At 69.6% G+C, this 19,889-nt stretch carries 18 protein-coding genes; 10 read left to right on the top strand and 8 right to left on the bottom strand.

Features of this window, described 5'->3' with window-relative positions; all coding sequences use genetic code 11:
• Positions 1-30 precede the first annotated feature (30 nt).
• Positions 31-1,269, bottom strand: a complete 1,239-nt coding sequence (ccmI, locus tag KUV62_RS01780) for a c-type cytochrome biogenesis protein CcmI (protein WP_222601959.1) — start codon at positions 1,267-1,269, stop codon at positions 31-33.
• Positions 1,270-1,451: 182 nt separating this feature from the next.
• On the opposite strand from ccmI, the gene KUV62_RS01775 reads away from it, so the two are divergent.
• Positions 1,452-2,696 (top strand): sarcosine oxidase subunit beta family protein, encoded by a 1,245-nt coding sequence (locus KUV62_RS01775; RefSeq protein ID WP_222601958.1) that lies wholly within the window; start codon positions 1,452-1,454, stop codon positions 2,694-2,696.
• A gap of 29 nt (positions 2,697-2,725) precedes the next feature.
• Here KUV62_RS01775 and KUV62_RS01770 read toward each other — a convergent pair whose 3' ends face one another.
• The gene (locus KUV62_RS01770; RefSeq protein WP_222601957.1) at positions 2,726-3,142 is read right to left on the bottom strand and encodes a hypothetical protein; all 417 of its coding nucleotides are present in this window, start codon (positions 3,140-3,142) and stop codon (positions 2,726-2,728) included.
• 224 nt (positions 3,143-3,366) lie between these two features.
• Between KUV62_RS01770 and KUV62_RS01765 the strand changes: the two genes are divergently transcribed.
• The 5 genes from KUV62_RS01765 (at position 3,367) to KUV62_RS01745 (ending at position 8,384) form a co-directional block, all read left to right on the top strand.
• A complete protein-coding gene (locus tag KUV62_RS01765; protein WP_222601956.1) occupies positions 3,367-3,591 on the top strand; it encodes a hypothetical protein in 225 nt (74 codons plus the stop codon).
• A gap of 54 nt (positions 3,592-3,645) precedes the next feature.
• Positions 3,646-3,969 carry a sarcosine oxidase subunit delta gene (locus tag KUV62_RS01760; RefSeq protein WP_222601955.1) on the top strand — a complete coding sequence of 108 codons (324 nt, stop codon included), beginning with the start codon at positions 3,646-3,648 and terminating at the stop codon, positions 3,967-3,969.
• A gap of 100 nt (positions 3,970-4,069) precedes the next feature.
• Complete coding sequence (locus KUV62_RS01755; protein WP_222601954.1) at positions 4,070-7,108, top strand: sarcosine oxidase subunit alpha family protein; 3,039 nt, start codon at positions 4,070-4,072, stop codon at positions 7,106-7,108.
• A 4-nt stretch (positions 7,109-7,112) separates the two neighbouring features.
• Positions 7,113-7,670: a sarcosine oxidase subunit gamma gene (locus tag KUV62_RS01750; protein WP_261395177.1), complete on the top strand. Its 558-nt coding sequence runs from the start codon at positions 7,113-7,115 to the stop codon at positions 7,668-7,670.
• A 114-nt stretch (positions 7,671-7,784) separates the two neighbouring features.
• The gene (locus KUV62_RS01745) at positions 7,785-8,384 is read left to right on the top strand and encodes a superoxide dismutase (protein WP_222601952.1); all 600 of its coding nucleotides are present in this window, start codon (positions 7,785-7,787) and stop codon (positions 8,382-8,384) included.
• 204 nt (positions 8,385-8,588) lie between these two features.
• Here the strand turns inward: KUV62_RS01745 and KUV62_RS01740 are convergent, their stop codons facing one another.
• Together KUV62_RS01740 and mnmD are read right to left on the bottom strand one after the other, a co-directional pair.
• Positions 8,589-9,455, bottom strand: coding sequence for a DMT family transporter (locus tag KUV62_RS01740; protein WP_222601951.1), 867 nt, complete (start codon positions 9,453-9,455; stop codon positions 8,589-8,591).
• Entirely contained in the window at positions 9,455-10,126 is a 672-nt protein-coding gene (gene mnmD, locus KUV62_RS01735) for a tRNA (5-methylaminomethyl-2-thiouridine)(34)-methyltransferase MnmD (RefSeq protein ID WP_222601950.1), read from the bottom strand. The genes KUV62_RS01740 and mnmD overlap by 1 nt, the downstream gene beginning before the upstream one ends.
• A 47-nt stretch (positions 10,127-10,173) precedes the next feature.
• On the opposite strand from mnmD, the gene KUV62_RS01730 reads away from it, so the two are divergent.
• A complete protein-coding gene (locus KUV62_RS01730; protein ID WP_222601949.1) occupies positions 10,174-11,214 on the top strand; it encodes an NAD(P)/FAD-dependent oxidoreductase in 1,041 nt (346 codons plus the stop codon).
• Between the two features lie 155 nt (positions 11,215-11,369).
• Here the strand turns inward: KUV62_RS01730 and KUV62_RS01725 are convergent, their stop codons facing one another.
• Positions 11,370-13,025, bottom strand: a complete 1,656-nt coding sequence (locus KUV62_RS01725; RefSeq protein ID WP_222601948.1) for an alpha/beta fold hydrolase — start codon at positions 13,023-13,025, stop codon at positions 11,370-11,372.
• Between the two features lie 206 nt (positions 13,026-13,231).
• Here KUV62_RS01725 and KUV62_RS01720 point away from each other — a divergent pair, with 206 nt between their 5' ends.
• Genes KUV62_RS01720 through KUV62_RS01710 form a run of 3 tightly spaced genes read left to right on the top strand, consistent with a single transcriptional unit; the run spans position 13,232 to position 16,455 of the window.
• The gene (locus KUV62_RS01720; RefSeq protein WP_315901556.1) at positions 13,232-14,032 is read left to right on the top strand and encodes a hypothetical protein; all 801 of its coding nucleotides are present in this window, start codon (positions 13,232-13,234) and stop codon (positions 14,030-14,032) included.
• 1 nt (position 14,033) lies between these two features.
• Positions 14,034-15,506, top strand: a complete 1,473-nt coding sequence (locus KUV62_RS01715; RefSeq protein WP_222601947.1) for a vWA domain-containing protein — start codon at positions 14,034-14,036, stop codon at positions 15,504-15,506.
• Between the two features lie 10 nt (positions 15,507-15,516).
• A complete protein-coding gene (locus KUV62_RS01710; protein WP_222601946.1) occupies positions 15,517-16,455 on the top strand; it encodes a hypothetical protein in 939 nt (312 codons plus the stop codon).
• Between the two features lie 194 nt (positions 16,456-16,649).
• On the opposite strand, the gene KUV62_RS01705 is transcribed toward KUV62_RS01710, so the two are convergent.
• The 3 genes from KUV62_RS01705 to KUV62_RS01695 are packed head-to-tail and all read right to left on the bottom strand — an operon-like array spanning position 16,650 to position 19,649.
• Positions 16,650-17,291 (bottom strand): GntR family transcriptional regulator, encoded by a 642-nt coding sequence (locus KUV62_RS01705; protein WP_222601945.1) that lies wholly within the window; start codon positions 17,289-17,291, stop codon positions 16,650-16,652.
• Positions 17,288-18,442 carry an acetylornithine deacetylase gene (argE, locus tag KUV62_RS01700; protein WP_222601944.1) on the bottom strand — a complete coding sequence of 385 codons (1,155 nt, stop codon included), beginning with the start codon at positions 18,440-18,442 and terminating at the stop codon, positions 17,288-17,290. The genes KUV62_RS01705 and argE overlap by 4 nt, the downstream gene beginning before the upstream one ends.
• A gap of 10 nt (positions 18,443-18,452) precedes the next feature.
• On the bottom strand, positions 18,453-19,649 hold the full coding sequence (locus tag KUV62_RS01695) for a M24 family metallopeptidase (protein WP_222601943.1): 1,197 nt from the start codon (positions 19,647-19,649) through the stop codon (positions 18,453-18,455).
• Positions 19,650-19,889: the final 240 nt, after the last annotated feature.

The raw sequence follows: 19,889 nt of genomic DNA, 5'->3' as shown, positions 1-19,889 counted from the left end.
GGTATTTTTGTACCAGAGAAGGGGCGGGCGTCATTCGGCGACACCGGCGCGGGCGGCCCCGGCGCGGACGATGGCGAGGGCATCGGGCTGGCCGGCGAACACCGCCTGGGCCTCCTGCCAGATCTCGGCGGCTTCCGCGCCGCGTCCGAGCACACCGAGCGCGCCCAGCAGCTGGCCCCATTCCTGCGGCGAGCCACCTTCTTCGGCGAGGCGGGCGCCCAGCCGGTCGACCATGCCCTCGATCATCTGCTGGCGGTCCTCGGCGCTGAGCTCGGAGGCAGCCTCGACATCGGCGGCGCCGGGGCCGGCGAGGGCAGGGGCGCCGGGGGGCGCGGGCAGCTCGTAATCATTGACGCCGGCGGCATAGGCGAGATCGGCGATCTGCTCGCGGATCGGCTCGGCCCAGGGCGCGTCGGCCGGGCCCTCGCGCAGTAACTTGTCCCAGATCCGGAAGGCGGTGTCGGGGCGGCCGGTCTGGGCCATCATCAGCCCGCCGTAATAGCGCGCCACGCCGTTCTCGGGATCGCGGCGCATCACCTCGTCGAGCGCGCGCTCGGCCTCGGGGGAGACGTAGCCGCCGGCGGCCAGCACCAGCATGTCGGCGAGATCGGCGTAATCCTTGGCGCTGGCGCTCTCCCCCTTGAGCTCAATCAGCCGACGCTGGGCCGCGTAGGCCTGAGCGTAATTGCCGAGTGCCGCCTCGGAGCGGGCAAGCAGCACATGGCCCTGGATGTCGTCGGGGCGTTCGGTGACCGCCTCGCGAAGACGCTCGACCAGCGCGAGGTAATCCTCGGGCGCTTCGACCGGCGGCTGCGCCGGGAGCTGCGCCTCGGCCTCGGCCTGCGAGGGGCGGTTGGCCCGCGCCTCCTGCGCCGCCGAGATTCGGGCCTGCAGCCCGAGATCGCCGTAGCCCGGCGCGCCGAGCCGCAGGTAGAGCAGGGCGCTGCCGCCGAGCAGGGCGAGCACGATCAGCGCCGCCATCACCAGGCTCGGGCCGCGGCCCCGGGTGGCCCGGGCGGGGCCCGCCTGCATCCGCGCATCGGCGGCGAGGATCCGGCGCGACACCTCGGTCTTCAGGCGCTCGGCCTCCTCCGGGGCGATGGTCCCGCGGGCGGCATCGCGCTCGATCTCGCGCAGCTGGTCGCGATAGACCTGCAGGTCATAGGCCTCGGCCGGCCCGGTCGCGCGCTCGCCGCGCAGAAGTGCCAGTACCAGCAGAGCTGCTACCACGAGCACCACCGCGCCCGCCACGATCCAGAAGAGGGTCAATGCTGTCTCCGTCCCTGTGTCCGCTCCCCATGTATAGGCAGCAGGCGCCGGAAAAAAGGCCCCAGGGGCGCGACGCATTGCCGGTGCGATCTCACGAAGGCGTGGATGCGGTTGCCCTCGGGGCATATCCCGTGCTGATCTTGTCCCCGAAGGGCCTCCGCGCGCCCCGGATTCGAGGATTGATGAAACGTTATTCCGCATTCGCCATCGCCCGAGAGGCGGCCCGCTACCACACCGGCTGGGGCCGGGCCTGGGGCAAGCCGAAACCCAAGACCCATTATGACGTCATCATCGTGGGCGCCGGCGGGCACGGGCTGGCAACGGCCTATTACCTCGGCAAGAATTTCGGCATCCGCAACATCGCCATCCTCGAGAAGGGCTGGCTGGGCGGCGGCAATACCGGGCGCAACACCACCATCATCCGCTCCAACTACCTGCAGGATCCCTCGGCCGCGCTCTACGAGAAGGCGCGCTCGCTCTACGAGGGGCTGAGCCAGGATCTCAACTACAACGTCATGTTCTCGCCCCGCGGGGTGATGATGCTGGCCCAGACCGAGCACGAGCTGCGCGGCTACCAGCGCACCGCGCATGCCAACCGGCTGCAGGGCATCGACACCGAGATGATCTCGCCGCGCGAGGTCAAACGGCTGTGCCCGATCATGAATATCGACGGGCCCCGCTACCCGGTGCTGGGCGCGCTCTGGCAGGCCCGCGCCGGCACCGCGCGCCACGATGCGGTGGCCTGGGGCTATGCCCGGGCCTGCTCCGACATGGGCATGGACATCCTGCAGGGCTGCGAGGTCACTTCCGTGCAACAGACCGGCGGCAAGGTCACCGGGGTCGGGACCACGCTGGGCGAGATCTCCTGCAACAAGCTCGGCATCGTGGTGGCGGGGCACTCCGGCGTCCTGGCGGAGATGGCGGGCTTCCGGCTGCCGCTGGAGAGCGTGGCGCTGCAGGCGCTGGTCAGCGAGCCGATCAAGCCCTGCATGGACGTGGTCGTCATGGCCAACACGGTGCACGGCTACATGAGCCAGTCCGACAAGGGCGAGATGGTGATCGGCGGCGGCACCGACGGCTACATCAACTACACCCAGCGCGGCAGTTTCCAGCATATCGAAGAGACCGTGCGGGCGCTGGTCGAGACCTTCCCGATGATCTCGCGGCTGAAGATGCTGCGGCAATGGGCCGGCATCGTCGACGTCACCGGCGACCGCTCGCCGATCCTGTCGAAGACGCCGCTCGAGGGCTGTTTCATCAATTGCGGCTGGGGCACCGGCGGGTTCAAGGCGATCCCGGGCTCGGGCTGGGGCTTTGCCGAGCTGATGGCCAAGGGACACTCGCCACTGACCGAGGCCTTCGGCCTCGAGCGCTTCCGCGAGGGACGCTTCATCGACGAGAGCGTGGCGGCGGGGGTGGCGCATTGACCGCCCCGCGCGATCCTCTCAGCGGCGGTTCACTTGCCGACCATCGCCCGCTTCATGCGGAACGGCGCCGGCGCCGCGAGGCCCGCGAGCCCGGCCAGCGCACCGTGGCCGTCATTGCAGGGCGGGTGCCAGCTGTGGATGAACTCGGCGGCGATCATCGCCCGGTCCTCGGGGCGCGCCAGTGCCAGCCCGCCGATGGCGTCGAAGCCGAGCGCCTCGGCGCGCTCCCACGCCCCGCCGGGACGGCGGTCTTCTGCAAGCTGCGCCTCCAGCGCCTCGGTCTCGCCGACATAGAACACCTGCACCTGCCGCGAGCGTCCCTCGGGAAGCTTCAGGTAGAGATAGACCGCGCCGGTTTGGGTGAACGCGGTGTCGGGAGAAAACAGCTCGACCGGGTAATCCCGGCCGCGATGGCTCGTGAGTGTGAGAGTGGTCAGCCTGCTCATGGGTTTGCCCGTTCTTGTTGCCGTAGGACCAATCTAGGCGTGCACCGGGAAAACAATGTGATCGGGGCCCGGATCGCTCTGTGCCAGCAGCGAATTCCGCGCGTTTGCCTTCCTTTTGCGCAGTTGCCGCGGGAATGGGCGGAAGATGCGGCGCCAGCGAGACGGAACGCCGCCTGCTGCCCGGGCGTTGATCTGGCAGACAGCCCGCCGAAAGGAGCGCCCGCATGTCCGAACATCCCGCCCCGCGGCGCGCCCCGGGCCGCCGCCTCGCGCCCGTGCTCTTCGCCACCGTGCTCGCGGTGGTGCTTGCCGTCCTGCTCTACACGCTGCTCGCACCCGGTTCGACCGGATCGACGGGCATCGGGGTCCGCGTCCCGGTGCCGACCGAAGGCGGCGCCTCGGTGCTCGACAACGCCGCCAACGCGCTGGAAAATCTCGACGACCGCTAGGGCAGGGGCCAGGGTGCCGCTGTCGTCCGGCGTCGCCGCACAAGGAACCCTGCCATGCTGATCCTCCATTGCCCCTGCTGCGGCATCGATGCCGCCGAGATCGAGCTCGCGCCCGGCGGCGAGGCGCATCTGAAGCGGGAGGGTCCCGGCAGCTCCGACGCCGCGCTCGAGACCTATCTCTTCACCCGCGACAACCCGCGCGGCGTGGTGCTGGAACGCTGGCGCCACGCCTATGGCTGCGGCAAGTGGTTCCTCGCTGCGCGCGACAGCGTCACCCAGGAGGTCTACGGCACCTACGCCGCCCAGACCCACGCGCCGCCGCAGGAGATCGTCGACCGCATCACCGCCCGCCACCCCGGCTGGACCGGGGCGCACTGATGCTTCTTCTGGCCGAAAATATCCTCGGGGGGAGCGCGCCCCGGCGCGCGAGGGGGCAGACAGCCCCCGCCCCCGCTCGCAACCTCTCGGGAGCTTGGGCATGAGCACGCGTCTCGCCACGGGCGGCCGCTTCACCGATCGCGGCAAACAGATCGGCTTTACCTTCAACGGCCGCCGCTTCACCGGCTTCCAGGGCGACACGCTGGCCTCGGCCCTGCTCGCCGGCGATCAGCTTCTGGTGGGCCGGAGCTTCAAGTATCACCGCCCGCGCGGCATCGTCGCCTCCGGCGCCGAGGAACCCAACGCGCTGGTGGGCCTCGGCCAGGGCGCGCGCTTCGAGCCTGACCAGCGCGCCACCACCACCGAGCTCTTCGACGGGCTGGTGGCCGAGAGCCAGAACCATTGGCCGAGCCTCGCCTTCGATGTCGGCGAGATCAACGCCAAGCTCGCCCGCTTCCTGCCGGCCGGCTTCTACTACAAGACCTTCCTCTGGCCGCGGGCGTTCTGGAAGCATCTCTACGAGCCGGTGATCCGGCGCTCCGCCGGTCTCGGCAAGGCGCCGCACCCGGAGGTGCGCGACGCCGACCGTTACGAGCATTTCCATGTCCATACCGAGGTGCTGGTCGTCGGCGGCGGCATCGCCGGTCTGCAGGCGGCGCGCAACGCCGCGCGCGCCGGGGCGCAGGTGCTGCTGATCGAGGAAACCGCCCATTGGGGCGGCCGCACTCCGGTCGATGGCGGGCGGATCGACGGGCGCGAGCCCGAGGCCTGGGTCGCCGAAACCGTGGCCGAGCTCGAGGCGATGGACAATGTCCGCCTGCGGCTGCGCTGCATGGGCGCAGGCGTCTACGATCACGGCTATGTGCTCGGCTACGAGCGGCTCACCGATCACAAGCCCGGCGCGCCGGGCCCGCGGCATCGGCTGTGGCGCATCCGCGCCCGGCAGGTCGTCACCGCCACCGGCGCCATCGAGCGCCCGCTCAGCTTCGCCGGCAATGATGTGCCCGGCGTGATGCTGGCCTCTGCCATGCGCGATTACGTGGTCAATTACGGCGTCGCCCCCGGCGACCGCACCGTGGTGGTGACCAACAATGACGATGCCTACCGCACCGCGATCCTGCTCAAGAAGAGCGGCCTCGACGTGCCGGCGATCCTCGACGCCCGCCCGATGGGCGGTGGCGCGCTGATGCAGGAGGCCCGCGATCTCGGCATCCGGGTCGAGCCGGCGCGCGGCATCTCCAAGGTGCTGGGCGGCGCGCGGGTCACAGGCGTCGCGATCTGCGACCAGGCCGGCGGCGGCTCGATGCTCGAGGAGATCGCCTGCGACGCGGTGGCGATGTCCGGCGGCTGGTCGCCGGTGGTGCATCTCTGGTCCCATTGCGGCGGCAAGCTGACCTGGGACGCCGATGGCGCCTTCTTCCGCCCCGATCCCTCCCGCGCTCCCACCGGCGCCGATGGCAAGCCTTTCCTCATCGCGGCGGGCTCCGCCAATGGTCATCTCGGACTGCAGGAGGCGCTGGCCTGCGCCGATGGCGCCGGCAAGGCCGCCGTCGAGGCGCTGGGCCGTGGCTTCGAGGAAAGCCCGGTGCCGCGTGCCGAGACCACCGAGGAGGCCCCGCTGCTGCCGGTTTGGCTGATGCCGCAGGGCGCCCGCGCCGATCTGCGCATGAAGGCCTTCCTCGATTACCAGAACGACGTGAAGGTCTCCGACATCCAGCTCGCCGCGCGCGAGGGCTACGAGAGCGTCGAGCACGCCAAGCGCTACACCACGCTCGGCATGGCCACCGATCAGGGCAAGCTCAGCAACATCAACGGTCTGGCGATCCTGTCCGATGCGCTGGGTGCGCCGATCCCGCAGACCGGAACCACCACCTTCCGCCCGCCCTACACGCCGATCAGCTTCGGCGCCATCGCCGGCGAGGCGCGTGATGCGGTGTTCCAGCCGCTGCGCCGCACCCCGATGCAGGACTGGCACGAGGCCAGCAATGCGGCGTGGGAGATCGTCGGCCAGTGGCGTCGGCCCTATTGCTACCCGCGTCCGGGTGAGAGCCGCCGCGCCGCGGTCAACCGCGAGATCACCGCCACCCGCGAGAGCCTCGGCCTGCTCGACGCCTCGACGCTGGGCAAGATCCTCGTCAAGGGCCCGGATGCCGGCCGCTTCCTCGACATGATGTACACCAACATGATGTCGACCCTGCCGGTGGGCAAATGCCGCTATGGGCTGATGTGCAACGAGAACGGCTTCCTGATGGATGACGGCGTCGTGGTGCGGCTCTCCGAGGACAGCTGGCTCTGCCACACCACCTCTGGCGGCGCCGATCACGTCCATGCCCACATGGAAGACTGGCTGCAATGCGAGTGGTGGGACTGGAAGGTCTACACCGCCAACCTCACCGAGCAATACGCCCAGATCGCCGTGGTCGGCCCCAATGCCCGCAAGCTTCTGGAAAAGCTCGGCGGCATGGATGTCTCGAAGGAGGCGCTGCCGTTCATGACCTGGGCCGAGGGTACGCTGGCCGACACGCCGGCGCGGGTCTACCGCATCTCCTTCTCGGGCGAACTTTCCTACGAGATCGCGGTGCCGGCCAATCGCGGCCGCGCCTTCTGGGGCAAGCTGCTCGACGCCGGGGCGGAGTGGAACATCACGCCTTACGGTACCGAGGCGCTGCACGTGATGCGGGCCGAGAAGGGCTTCATCATGATCGGCGACGAGAGCGACGGCACGGTGATCCCGCAGGATCTTGGCCTGCACTGGGCGATCTCCAAGAAAAAGGAGGACTTCCTCGGCAAGCGCGCGCAACAGCGCCCCGACATGGCGCGCGGAGACCGCTGGCAGCTCGTCGGGCTCGAGACCCTCGACGGCTCGGTGCTGCCGGATGGCGCCTATGCCATCGCGCCGGGCAAGAACGCCAACGGCCAGCGCAACACCCAGGGCCGCGTGACCTCGACCTACTATTCGCCGACGCTCGGCAAGGGCATCGCCATGGGGCTGGTCATTCACGGCCCCGACCGCATGGGCGAGGTGATCTCCTTCACCGCCGAGGCGCAGGACGAGACCCGCGACGAACTCACCACCGTCGAGGCGAAGATCGTCAGCCCGGTGTTCTTTGATCCGAAAGGGGAGAAACAGGATGTCTGATGTGATGGCACCGATGGCAGATGCCCGCTCCGACGGGCTGATCTCGGTCGAGGCGCTGCCGCCGCAGGGCCAGATCTCCCTACGCTGCGAGCTCTCCGACGATTACCGCACCAAGCTCGGCGCGCTGCTGGGCCTCGAGCTTCCCGAGCCGCTTGGCGCGACCCGCGAGGGCGACCGGGCGCTGCTCTGGATGGCGCGCGACGAGCTTCTGCTGCTGCTGCCCTATGAGCAGGTGCCGGAGATGCTCGAGCGGCTGGGCAGCACGTTTGAAGGCTGGTTTATCGCCATCACCGATGTCTCCGACGCCCGCGCCCAGTTCCGCCTGAGCGGCCCGCATCTGCGCGACGTGCTCGCCAAGGTGACGCCCGCAGACATGTCACCGGATGCCTTCACCCCGGGTATGGTGCGGCGCTCGCGGCTGGCGCAGGTGGCGGCGGGCTATTGGCTGCAAAGCGACACCGAGGCTCAAGTGTTCGTGTTCCGCTCGGTGGGCGAGTATGCCTTCCAGGTCTTGTCGCTCGCGGCGGAGCCCGGCGGCGAGGTGAGCTACCACGAGGCGTGAGCGATTTCGGAACATGGAGCGTCATCGCACGTTTAAACCCTGACACTCCTTGACCTCGCTGAACGTGGGTCTAGGAATGGTATACAAATTCACTCGGACCAAGAGGGTAACACCATGGCTTTCGAACTTCCCGATCTCCCCTACGCACACGACGCGCTTGCCTCCAAGGGCATGTCCAAGGAGACGCTGGAGTACCACCACGACATCCACCACAACACCTACGTCACCACGCTGAACAAGCTGATCGACGGCACCGAGTGGGCGGACAAGTCGCTGGAAGAGATCGTGAAAGGCACCTATGAAGCTGGCGCCGTGGCGCAGTCGGGCCTGTTCAACAACGCTTCGCAGCACTGGAACCACACCCAGTTCTGGGAAATGATGGGCGCCGGCGACAACGCCATGCCGTCGGAGCTGGAAGCGGCCCTGAAAGAGAGCTTCGGCTCGGTCGACAAGTTCAAGGAAGACTTCTCGGCAGCCGGCGCCGGCCAGTTCGGCTCGGGGTGGGCATGGCTGGTCAAGGACGCCGATGGCGGCCTGAAGATCACCAAGAGCGAGAATGGTGTGAACCCGCTGTGCTTCGGCCAGACCGCGCTGCTGGGCTGCGACGTGTGGGAGCACTCCTACTACATCGACTTCCGCAACAAGCGCCCGGCCTACCTGGCCAACTTCCTCGACAACCTGGTGAACTGGGAAAACGTCGCCTCGCGCATGTGATCGCGATCGACCTGTTCCAGACAGGACGAAGCCCCGCGCAGCGCGCGGGGCTTTTCTTTTGTCCGGTGGAGAGGCGCGGTTGTCGGGGACCGCGCCGGGGAGGGCACTGGGCACGCCCGGCGCTCATCGCGTCCGAACGAGCCGCCGAATGTCAGGGTCCTCGTTTCTGGGTGTCCGCAAGGCTGTGGGTCAGCTCTCGGAGCCTCAGCGCTTCACCCGCTCGCGCCAGAGCGTGAACAGCCCCGCCGCCACGATGATCACCGCGCCCATCGCCACGTTGGGTCGCAGGGTCTCGTTGAACACCGTCATGCCGAGGGCCGAAGCGAAGACCAGCTGAAGGTAGGCAAAGGGCTGCACCGCCGAGGCCTCGGCCACCTCGTAGCACTTGATCAGCGTGTAATGCCCGCTGGCGCCGGTGATGCAGAGCAGCGCCATCCAGCCCCAGTCGGGGGCCGACATCGGCTCCCAGAACCACATCCCCACCAGCGTCGCCGTCACCGCGCCCGAAACGCCGGTCCAGAAGAACGAGGTCGCCGCGGTGTCGCGCCGTGCCACGTAGCGTGTCAGCAGGCCGTAGAGTGCGAACATCAGGGCGGCGACCAGCGGCACGGCGGCGTGGGGCGAGAAAACCCCGCCCGAAGGCTGCAGGATGATGATGACCCCGATGAAGCCAACGCCGATGGCCGACCAGCGCCGCCAGCCGACCTTCTCGCCGAGGATCGGCCCCGACAGCGCCGCCACCAGCAGCGGGTAGGCCGTGAAGACAGCGTGGCTTTCGGTCAGGCCGAGCAGCACGAATGCGGTGATCATCACCCAGATCTCGGCCACAAGCAGCACGCCGCGGAAGATCTGCAGCCAGGGCTGCGTGGTCGCGGCAGCGGATCTCAGCCCGCCCGCCTGCCGCCCGGCGATGGCCATCACGAAGGCGGCGAAGAACCAGTAGCGAATCATCACCACCATGTAGACGTTGTAGGCGTCCGACAGGTGCCGCGAGATGCCGTCCTGCAGGGCAAAGACGAAGGTCGTCAGGACCATCAGCCAGATGCCGAATTTGGTGTTCTGTTCCGCCATCAGTAAAGCTCCGCGCGCGTCATGTGCCGCTTGCGCCCATATCCGGGCACGCGGGCGACTGCAAACCCCGCCGCCTCGAGCGCGCGGCGCACATGGCCGGCGGCGGTATAGGTGGCAATGGTGCCGCCTGGCGCGGTGTGGCGGGCGACCGCGCGCATCAGGTCCTCGCCCCAGAGCTCAGGGTTCTTGGCCGGCGAGAAGCCATCGAGAAACCACGCATCTGCTGCGCCGTCCCATGCCGGCAGGGTGGCGCGGGCGTCGCCTTCGACCATGCGGAAACGCAGGTCCGGCAGGTCGATCTCGCGGGCAGCTTCGCGCCAGAAGGGCGCGAGCTCTTCGGCGATCGTCGACAGCTCGGGAAAGGCCGTCTGGGCGCGGATCATGTCGTCTCCGAGCATCGGGAAGGCCTCGAAGCTGGTGAACCGGAGCTGGCCGGGCGTGCTGCTCTCGCGCCAGAGTTGCAGCGTGGCGAGCAGGTTGAGCCCGGTGCCGAAGCCCAGCTCGGCGACGTGGAACCCGTCGCGGAAGCGGTCGGGCAGGTCATTGCCGGTGAGGAAGGTGTGGCGGGTCTCGGCAAGGCCGTTTTCGAGCGAGAAATACGGATCGTCGAAGCGCGGCGACACCGGTACCTCGCCGTCGCGCCAGAGAGGGGCGTCGGGCTGGTTCGTCATGATGGTCTGTCCTAGAACTGGCGCGACCATGACCGGAGGGCTGACGAATGGCAAGCATCGACGTGACAGTGCGCGGGGCGGGGATCTTCGGCCTCTCGATCGCCTGGGCCTGCGCCCGGGCGGGGGCGAAGGTGCAGGTGATCGACCCCTATGGGCCGGGGGCGGGATCGAGCGGCGGCATCGTCGGCGCGCTGGCGCCGCACGTGCCGGAGAACTGGAACGCCAAGAAGGCCTTCCAGCTCGAGAGCCTGCTGATGGCTGAGACCTCCTGGGCCGAGGTCGAGGCGGTGGGGGGCGTCTCGCCCGACTATGCCCGCAGCGGACGGCTGCAGCCGGTGGCCGACGAGGCCGGTCTGGCGCTGGCGCGCGGGCGCGAGCAGACCGCGCGGGAGCTCTGGGGCGAGGCGGCGGTCTGGGAGGTGATCCGGGCGGAGGAGGCCGGCCCCTTCGCGCCGCTGACGCCCACGGGCTGGCTGATCCGCGACACGCTCAGCGCCCGCATGTCGCCGCGCCGCGCCTGCGCCGCGCTGGTGGCCGCGCTGGCCGCGATGGGCGTCGAGGTGGTGGCCGAGGCGGAGGATGCCGGGCAGGTGGTCTGGGCCAGCGGCTGGCAGGGGCTGCTGGCGCTGTCGGAGGCGCTGGACAAGCGTGTGGGCGCGGGGGTGAAGGGCCAGTCGGCGCTTCTGCGCTTCGATGCCGGGGCGGCGCCGCAGGTCTTTGCCGGCGGGCTCCACATCGTCCCGCATCACGACGGCACGGTGGCCATCGGCTCGACCTCGGAGCGCGAGTTCGACGATCCCGCCTCCTGCGACGCGCAATGCGACGCGCTGGTCGAGCGCGCCGTCGCGGCGATGCCGCTGCTGCACGGCGCCGAGGTGGTCGAGCGCTGGGCCGGGGTGCGCCCGAGGGCGCGGAGCCGGGCGCCGATGCTGGGGGCTTGGCCCGGGCGGGAGGGGCATTTCATCGCCAATGGTGGCTTCAAGATCGGCTTCGGGATGGCGCCGAAGGTGTCAGAGGTGATGGCGGCGCTGCTGCTGCAGGGCCAGGACGGGATCCCGGAAGGGTTTCGGGTCGAGGATTCGCTGTAGGTTGGTGGCCTCGTGTTGAGGGGGCTGGCGGCGCGCCGGGTTTGGGGGCGCTGCCCCCGTCGCAGCGAAGCTGCGACTCCCCCGAGGTATTTCTGAACCAGAGAAGACTGGGGGCGCGCTTTTGCTTGGGTGGCGCTCAGGGTGGGTGACGGGGGCTAGTCTGCGGCGGCGCAGACGCGGGAGAGAAGGGCGGTCCAGTGGCTGTAGGGCAGGGCGTGGCCGGCACCCTCGACCACCTGGAGATTCGCATCGCATTCCCGGGCAAAGGCCCTGAGCCAGGGCAGGGGCACGATCGCGTCGGCGGCGCCATGCAGCAGGCCAAGCGGCACCGACAGGGGGCGGAGGTGGCGGCTCCAGTCCGAGGCGATCAGGCGGCAATCGTTGATGAAGCCGTCATTGCCGGAGGCGACGTGGAAGAAATGCCCGGTCCAGAGCAGCTCGAGCAACGCCTCGTCGCGGCAGGCGGCGAGATCGGCGGGTGAGCCGCCAAACACCGTCTCCGCGAAGGCCGCGCGGCCTTCGGCGCGCAGCTTGCGGTCCCCGACCAGGGAGAGGAAGCGCAGCAGCGGCAGCGAGCTGCGGGCAGCGAGCGCGAGGCAGGCCTGCTGGCGCGGCGCGGCGGCAAAATCGCGCAGCCCGCGCATTGGCGGCGTGGCGCTGACGAGGAGGATATCGCGGATGGAGCCCGCTTGCAGTGCGGCGCCGGCGCAGAGGGCGAGCGCGGCGCCGGCATCGTAGCCGACGAGGGTCACGTCGCTGAGGCCGAGCTCGGCGATCAGCGTGGCGAGGTCATCGGCATAGGCCGACGGGTCGTGGAGCAGCGCCTCGAAGCCGCTGCTCTCGCCATGCCAGGGCCGTGCCGGGGCGATCCAGCGCAGCCCGCGCGCCCGCAGCTCGGCGTCGGCGGGCGCCGGCAGCCGATTGCCGCCGAGGCAGCCATGCAGGTAGATCACCGGCCGCCCGTGGGGGGCGCCCTGTTCGGTCACATGCATGACCCGGCCGTTGCCCAGGGGCAGGACGCGCTGCGGGGCGTCGGCCGCTGCGGCGGGCGGCCCGGCGCTCGACAGGGCGACGGCGCGTCCGACATGGGCCAGCTCGGCGAGGCCGGCGGCGTCGGTCTTGGACAGCATCGTTCGGACCTGCTGGCGGATGGTCTCGACCGAGCGCCCCCGGCGCGCCGCCGCGTCCTGCGGGCTGTGACCGCTGGCGAGCAGGCCGAGCACCTCGGCCTCGGAGGGCGTCAGCCCGTAGAGCGCCTGCACGGCGGCGCCGGCGCGCGGGTGCCAGACCGCGTCCATGCCGGTGAAGCGGAGCGCCCCGTCTTGCCCACGGCGCTCAGCGACCAGAAGTGCCGCCTTGCCGGTATCGCGGCGCAGCAGCCGGAGCACCGGCGCATGGGCGCTCCGGCCGGCGCGATAGCGGGCGAGCTCGAGATCCAGCTCGGGAGCGAGATGCGCGAGCCTGTCGCCGTCGGAGAGCGCGAAGAGCGCGACGGCCACGCTGTTGGGATCCTCGATCCGGCCCCGGGCGGAGACCGTGAAGGCGGGCCGGATCTCGGGCGCCATCGGCGTGCCGGGCAGCGCCGCGAGCAGCGCCTCGGCCTTCTTCACGTGGCGCTCGCACTCGCTGCGGATCTCTTCGAAACTGCGCCGGGTCGTGTCGTCCGACAGTCCGCTCTCGGCAAGATCGAGAAGCCGGGTGAAGGCGGTCGGATCGACCGCGGCCTCGTAGAGGGATCCGATCAGCGAGGACCATTCGGCGCTGCCGTTCTGCCCGCCCGGGGCGCCGCTGTCGGGCGGCCGCTCAGCCATGGCCCGCCGGCGCGGAAGCCGTCCGGCGCCATGCGCGGCGGCGATTGGCAGGCTTTGCGCAGGGGCCAGGTGTCATGCTCTTGCCTCCCGTAAGATCGTCCTGGGCAGAAAATCGGCACCATATAACCAATTCTGGTCATGTCCGGAAAGCACGAAAGCGGTAGGTCAATACCATTGCCGCGTGACGTGTGATTTCAGGAGTGCCCGTGCAGAAGACGCCCATTGCCAACGTGTTGATCGGAGCGGCCCTCCTGCCCGGCCTGCTCGCGGCGCAGGAGTGCCCCCCGCCAACCATTTCCATCGCCGCCGATGGCAGCGCCGAATTCCGGGTTCCGGATGCGGAGGCGCTGGCGGCGCGCGACGCCGCCCACGGCGCGGCGCCGGGCTCGGATCATGCCCTCCTGATCCGCGGCGACGAAGCCTACTGGATCGGGCGAGACGACTTGGGCGCTGCGCGGGTGGCGCTTGGGGAAGCGGTCGGGCGGCTTCGCTACGTGGGGCCGGATCATTGCGCGCCCCGGGGGCTCGGGATCGAGATCGCCGAGACATCGGAGGCGGCGCCCGGCGGCGGCATCCAGCCGCTGAGCGGGGTGTGGTCGCTCGAGGTCAGGCCGCTGAGCTTCGAGGGCTGCCCCGCGGTGATCCGGGACGGGTTTCCCGTCGACATGGCGGCGCTGCCGGTGGAGGCGCGCGAGGCTCAGTCGCTGGTCTTCGAGGTGCCATTTCACCCGGGGCAGCTGCGCATGAGCCGCGAGGTCTCGACCGATTGGCAGGCGCAGGGCGAGAACCGCTGGCAGACCAGCGCCATGGAGGAGGTCTTCGCGCAGGCGCCGAGCCATGGCGGTCGGCGCTCGGAGCTGCTCTGGACGCTGACGGTCGAGAGCCCGGGTCGGATAACCCACCGTTCGGAAATGCACGTCGTACTGCCGCCGGAGGCGGCGTCGCTCTTCGGGACGACCGATTGCTCTGGGGTCACGACCGCGGTCTGGACCCGGGTGGGAGACTGAGATGAACGCCGTTGCCTCCCTGTCCCGGGTTGCGGCCCTTCTGCTGTCGCTCGCGCCCTGTGCCGCAGCCGAGCCCGCGCGCACCACGCTGGTGCTCGACGCCTCCGGCTCGATGTGGGGCCAGATCGACGGCGTCGCCAAGATCACCATCGCGCAGGGCGCGGTCAAGACGCTGCTGGGCGCGCTGCCCGAGGATCTGGCGCTCGGGCTGACAGTCTACGGCCATCGCCGCAAAGGGGATTGCGGCGATATCGAGGAACTCATTGCGCCGGCGCCAGGCAGCCTCGCGGCCATCGCCGAGGCAGTGGACGGGTTGTCTCCGAAGGGCAAGACGCCGCTGAGCGCGGCGGTTCTGCAGGCGGCGGACGGGCTGCGCCATACCGAGGAGGCGGCCACGGTGATCCTCGTCTCCGACGGCACCGAGACCTGCGATCTCGATCCTTGCGCGGTGGGGCAGGCGCTCGAGGAGAGCGGTGTCGACTTCACCCTGCATGCCATCGGCTTCGCCATTGCCGACCGCGAGACCCGGGCGCAGCTGCAATGCCTGGCGCGGCTGACCGGCGGCAGCTACCGCGCCGCCGAGGATGCCGAGAGCCTGGCGGCGGCGCTGACCGAGGTCGCGGTGGCGCCGCCTGCCGAGCCGGAGCCTCAGCCCGCGCCCGAGCCGGCCCGGGAGCCCGCCAGCGCGGCGCTGTCGCTGCCGGCCACCGCGCGGGCCGGCGATCCTCTGCCGGTGCAGTGGGAGGGGCCCGCCGAGGAGGGTGACTGGGTCGGCGCCGTGGTACCGGGCGACGGGCCGGGGGAGTTCGCCTCGCGGATCGGCATCGAGCATGGCAACCCCGCGCCGCTGCCGGCGCCGATCACCGCCGGGCGCTACGAGGTCATCTATACTCGCGCCCTGACCGGCGAGGTGCTGGCGCGGGAGCCGCTCGAGGTCACCCCGGTTGGCGCCACGCTCTCCGCGCCCGACGCCGCGCGCACCGGCGGCACGGTGCCGGTGCAATGGACCGGGCGCGGCTCGGAGAGTGATTTCATCGGCATCGCGCCGCTGGCCGAGGGCTTCCCCGCGACCAGCTTCTATTTCGAGACCGTGGGCGAGACGGTTCAGCCGTTGCAGATGCCGTCAATGCCGGGCGCCTACGAGATCGTCTACATCGCCACCACCGATCCATGGGAGGTGCTGGCACGCCGCCCGATCACCCTGCGCGACCCGGAGCTGACGCTCAGCGCGCCCGACACGGTCCCTGCCGGGGGCGAGATCGCGGTTCTGTGGACAGGCTTTCCGCCCAACCCGGCCGATTACATCGCAGTGGCCAAGGCCGGGGACGCGCTGCCGCACCTGGTTCACTACGCGCATACCGAGAGCCAGATGGTGCGCCTGCCGGCCCCCGAGGCGCCCGGACGCTACGAGCTGCGCTTCTTCTACGCCAATGGCGATCGCATCGTCGCTCAGCGCGACCTCACGGTGGAATAGGGAGCGCGAGATGGAGGTCGTGAGCAGATTGCTGCGCCTGTTCGGGACCCGGGCGGGCCGGATCGGGGGGATGATCCGCGCCGCGCTCTCGGTGCTGGGAACGGACATGAAGGTGTTCCTGCCGTTCCTGATCCTCTTCGTGCTGAAGGCGGGGCGCGGCCTGCTGTCGCTGGCGCTGCTCTACATGGGCTTTGTCACACAGGACTGGGAGCGGGCGTTTCCGCTGATGCTGGTCTTCATGGTCTATCTGCCGGTGGAGATCGTGGTGCAGACCCTGCTGCAGGCGGCGATGAGCCAGATGGCGCGCGATGCGCTGGTCGAGGGCCGGCCGGTCTGGTCGCGGGTCGCGGTCACGCTGCTGCGCAACCTGCTGCCGCTGCTCTTCATCGGCGCGATCACCTACCTCGTGCGGCGGGCGCGTGGCGTCGAGCAGGGCGGCATCTTAGGCTTTGTCATGGCGCTGCTGGTTTTCGTGGTGGCCGAGGTCTGGGACCTGGTGTCGAATTTCGGCATCTCGGCGATCGTGGTGGAGAATGCCGGCCTCAAGACCCTTGTCGCCCGGCTGAAACAGCTGCGCGGCCATGTGCCGGAAACGCTGGTGGGCGTGCTCGGCATCGATCTTGCCGGGGGCGTCGGTCAGGCGCTGTTCGCCGGCGGGGTCGTCACCGGGCTCTTCGGGGGCGGCGCGCTGGGCTATGTCTTTGCCGACAGCCTACCGGAGATGTTCCTGGCACGGTTTGGCGAGGTTGATGTCAACGTGCTGCCGCCGCTGGGGCTGCTGGCGCTGAGCTTCACTGTCTCGGCGGCGATTTCGGCAGCGACGGTGCTGGCCAAGAGCCTCTATTTCACCAGCCTCTACCTCTTCGCGTTGCGGCCCGACGACCTGCCCGAAGATCGGCGAAAGGCACTCGAGGCAGGGCTGGTGAGCGGCGCGGGGCTGCGGGCGTGAGGTCGGTCATCGCGTGCCGGGGCGTGCGAGGAGGTGCGGTGCGAGGGGCGTCTTCTGCACTGCGTGGCCGCGCGGGATGGGGGCTCTGCCCCCGTCGCAGCGGAGCTGCGACTCCCCCGAGGTTTTTTTGAACCAGAGAAGATTTGGGGCAGGGGGGAGCTCCGTGACCGGGCCAGCGCCGGGCGCTGGTCGGGTCAGCGGGGCATGCGGTGGACGCTCATCGAGATATGGGCGCGGCGGATCAGGGCGGCGGCGGCGGTGTCGCCGGCAGCGAGGGCGGTCTCGGTCTCGCGCATCTCGCCGAGGAATATGGCGCATTCGGAGGCCAGGTCCATGCGCGGGATGGAGGTCAGCCAGATCCGCGCGGTGAGGTAGTAGAGCCGGGCGGCGGTCTCGCGCAGGGGGGCGTTGCCGGTCAGCGACAGGCCGAAATCGTGGTAGGCGCTGTTGAGCTCTGCGAAGACGCGCGGGTCGGGGCTGGCGAGCAGCGCTTCGCCGCGGGTGACGAAGGCGCGGATCTCGGCCATCCGCGCCGGCGTCACCGGTTGCGGGTCGAGTTGCCCCACCAGCGCCGCCAGGTGCAGGCGCAGATCGTAGACCTGCGCCATCAGCGCCATGTCGACATCGGTCACCAGCGTGCCGATGCCGTGGCGGCTTTCCACCAGTCCCTCGTCTTCGAGCCGCGCCAGCACCCGGCGCAGCGGCGTGCGCGAGGTGCCGAACTCGGCCGCCAGCGCCTCTTCCGAGAGCTTCGTGCCCGGCGGGTAATCCAGCAGGCAGATGCGCTGGCGCAGCTCCGCGTGCAGGCGCTGGTGGCGCGCCGCGGCGCTGCTCACGCGGCGACGCTCCGCCCGATGCCCTCCAGCATGGTCAGGCATTGCGACAGCTGCTGGCGCGAGACGAACTCGTCGGGCTTGTGGGCCTGCGCGATCGAGCCGGGGCCGCAGATCACCACCGACATGCCCATCTCCTGGAACAGCCCGCCCTCGGTGCTGAACGGCACCACGCCGCAGGTCGCATCGCCGGTGAGCTGGGCCACCAGGTCGCGGGCGGCGTTGTCGGACATCGGCTCGAGCCCGGCGACCTCGCCGATCACCTGGGTCTCGACGCGGGCCTCCGGGTTGACCTTGCGCATCGCCGGCAGCAGCTCGGTCTCGACGTAGGCTTCCAGCGCGTCCTTGACGAACTGCGCGTCGCCCGACTGCACCGGGCGCATCTCCCAGTCGACCTCGGCGAGACCGGGGATGACGTTATGCGCGACGCCACCGTGGAGCCGGCCCACGTTGACCGTGGTCCAGGGCGGATCGAAGCGCGAATTGGCCGGCACCCGGGTCTTGAGCTGTTCGGCCAGGCTCATCAGGCGGGTGACGTAGCGCACCGCGTATTCCACCGCGTTGACGCCGCGCTCGGGGGCCGAGCCGTGGCCCTCGAGCCCGTGGAAGCGGCAGGTGTATTCGCAGCAGCCCTTGTGGCCCTCGATGATCTTCATGTCGGTGGGCTCGCCCACGATCGCCATGCGCGGGGCGTAGCCGCGGCGCTCGAGCTCGGGCACCAGCGCGCGGGCCCCCATGCAGCCGACCTCCTCGTCATGGGTGAAGCACAGGTGCACCGGCCGCTTCAGCGGCGTCTTGGAGAGCGGATCGGCCATGGCGATGGCGGCGGCGATGAAGCCCTTCATGTCGCAGGCGCCGCGGCCCAGCAGCAGATCGTCGCGCTCGGTCAGGTGGAACGGGTTCGAATGCCAGAGCTGGTCGGTCACTGGCACCACGTCGGAATGGCCCGAGAGCACCACGCCGCCGGGCACATCGGGGCCGATGGTGGCGAACATGTTGGCCTTCGCGCCGCTGGCATCGGCGAAGAGTTCGACCTTTGCGCCGTGATGTTCGAGCCAGTTGGCCATCCAGGCCATCATGTCGAGATTGCTGTCGCTCGACACGGTGGGGAAGGAGATGAGGTCGGCGAGAATCGCTTCGGTCTCTTTCAGCATGGTTGGCTCCTCAGGGTTTGACGAACATCTGGCGGGGACGGTCGCAGAAGCATTCCGCCGCCCCGTCTTCGGTGATCAGGATCGATTCGGTGATTTCCAACCCCCAGTCCGACATCCACAGGCCGGGCATGAAGTGGAAGGTCATGCCGGGCTGCAGGACGGTCTCGTCCTCGGCGCGCAGCGAGATGGTGCGCTCGCCCCAGTCCGGCGGGTAGCTGAGGCCGATCGGGTAGCCGCAGCGGGCGCCGCGCTCGATCCCGGCGCGCTCCAGCGGCGCGGCCAGCGCGTTGGCGATGTCGCAGGCGCGGTTGCCGGCGCGGGCGGCCTGGAGCCCGGCCTCGAGCCCCTCGACCAGCGCGTCCTCGGCGGCGAGGAACAGGTCGGGCGGCTGGCCGAGAAAGATCGTGCGGCAGAACGGCGCGTGGTAGCGGCGGTAGCAGCCGGAGATCTCGAAGAAGGTGGCCTCGCCCTTCTTGAAGGGGCGGCCATCCCACGTGAGGTGCGGCGCGGCGGCGTCGGAGCCCGAGGGCAGCAGCGGCACGATGGAGGCGTAATCGCCCCAGTCCTCGCCGACGCCGAGAATCGCGTCGCGCTGGATCTCGGCCACCACCTCGTTCTTCGGCACGCCGGGCTCGACCCGCTCGAGCAGGCCGTCGACGATCTTCTCGGAGATTCGCGCCGCCTTGCGCATGAAGGCGATCTCTTCGGCCGACTTGATGTTGCGCTGCCAGTTCACCAGTGCCGTGGCATCGACGATGGTGGCGCCGGGCAGGCTGTCGGCCAGGGCCATGAAGGCCTTGGCGGAGAAGTAGTAATTCTCCATCTCGACGCCGAGCCGCGCGCCCTCGAGCCCCATGCCGATCAGGCGCTGGGCGAGGTCTTCCATCGGGTGGCGCTCGGTCGATTGAACGTAGTTGTCGGCGTAGCCGATGACCCGGTCATCGCCCATCCACACGGTGCGCACGGCGCCGTTGCTGTCCTGGTTGCGGCCCCACCAGATCGGGTCTGCGTCGTGGAACACCAGCACCCCCTGGTGAACGTAGAACGACCAGCCGTCATAGGCGGTGAGCCAGGCCATGTTCGACGGGTCGGTGACCAGCAGAACCTCGACGCCGGCCTTGTCCATGGCGGCGCGGGTCTTGGCCAGACGTCGTTCATACTCGGCCTCGGAGAAGGGCAGGTCTTTTTGGAATCGGTGCTGTCGCATGGGGCTCTCCGGGGGTGGTCTTCGCCCCAGCTAGACAGTTGTGCACAACTGTGGCTGTCAAAAACCGACATGCCGCGTCGCTCATGGAATGGTCGCGCTGAAAAACCGCGCGGGTGATCAGAAGTTGTGCAACTGTGGGCGCTAACCGCTTCGAAATCGCGGAAAAAGCCGGAGGGCGCGGCTGGTTTGAATGGGGTGCCGTAGCGTCAAGCAGTCCGAATCTGAAAGTCGAATGTCCCG

It is taken from the genome of Salipiger bermudensis (assembly GCF_019801965.1).
GTDB classification, from domain to species: domain Bacteria; phylum Pseudomonadota; class Alphaproteobacteria; order Rhodobacterales; family Rhodobacteraceae; genus Salipiger; species Salipiger bermudensis_A.
Note: the sequence above shows the minus strand (reverse complement) of the source record. Positions and strands in the feature narration are given on the sequence as shown.

Excerpts from the sequence above, each read along its gene's own strand:
- KUV62_RS01775 (WP_222601958.1), top strand. The coding sequence starts at position 1,452 with ATGAAACGTTATTCCGCATTCGCCATCGCCCGAGAGGCGGCCCGCTAC.
- KUV62_RS01770 (WP_222601957.1), bottom strand. The coding sequence starts at position 3,142 with ATGAGCAGGCTGACCACTCTCACACTCACGAGCCATCGCGGCCGGGAT.
- KUV62_RS01765 (WP_222601956.1), top strand. The coding sequence starts at position 3,367 with ATGTCCGAACATCCCGCCCCGCGGCGCGCCCCGGGCCGCCGCCTCGCG.
- KUV62_RS01760 (WP_222601955.1), top strand. The coding sequence starts at position 3,646 with ATGCTGATCCTCCATTGCCCCTGCTGCGGCATCGATGCCGCCGAGATC.
- KUV62_RS01755 (WP_222601954.1), top strand. The coding sequence starts at position 4,070 with ATGAGCACGCGTCTCGCCACGGGCGGCCGCTTCACCGATCGCGGCAAA.
- KUV62_RS01750 (WP_261395177.1), top strand. The coding sequence starts at position 7,113 with ATGGCACCGATGGCAGATGCCCGCTCCGACGGGCTGATCTCGGTCGAG.
- KUV62_RS01745 (WP_222601952.1), top strand. The coding sequence starts at position 7,785 with ATGGCTTTCGAACTTCCCGATCTCCCCTACGCACACGACGCGCTTGCC.
- KUV62_RS01740 (WP_222601951.1), bottom strand. The coding sequence starts at position 9,455 with ATGGCGGAACAGAACACCAAATTCGGCATCTGGCTGATGGTCCTGACG.
- mnmD (WP_222601950.1), bottom strand. The coding sequence starts at position 10,126 with ATGACGAACCAGCCCGACGCCCCTCTCTGGCGCGACGGCGAGGTACCG.
- KUV62_RS01730 (WP_222601949.1), top strand. The coding sequence starts at position 10,174 with ATGGCAAGCATCGACGTGACAGTGCGCGGGGCGGGGATCTTCGGCCTC.
- KUV62_RS01725 (WP_222601948.1), bottom strand. The coding sequence starts at position 13,025 with ATGGCTGAGCGGCCGCCCGACAGCGGCGCCCCGGGCGGGCAGAACGGC.
- KUV62_RS01715 (WP_222601947.1), top strand. The coding sequence starts at position 14,034 with ATGAACGCCGTTGCCTCCCTGTCCCGGGTTGCGGCCCTTCTGCTGTCG.
- KUV62_RS01710 (WP_222601946.1), top strand. The coding sequence starts at position 15,517 with ATGGAGGTCGTGAGCAGATTGCTGCGCCTGTTCGGGACCCGGGCGGGC.
- argE (WP_222601944.1), bottom strand. The coding sequence starts at position 18,442 with ATGCTGAAAGAGACCGAAGCGATTCTCGCCGACCTCATCTCCTTCCCC.
- KUV62_RS01695 (WP_222601943.1), bottom strand. The coding sequence starts at position 19,649 with ATGCGACAGCACCGATTCCAAAAAGACCTGCCCTTCTCCGAGGCCGAG.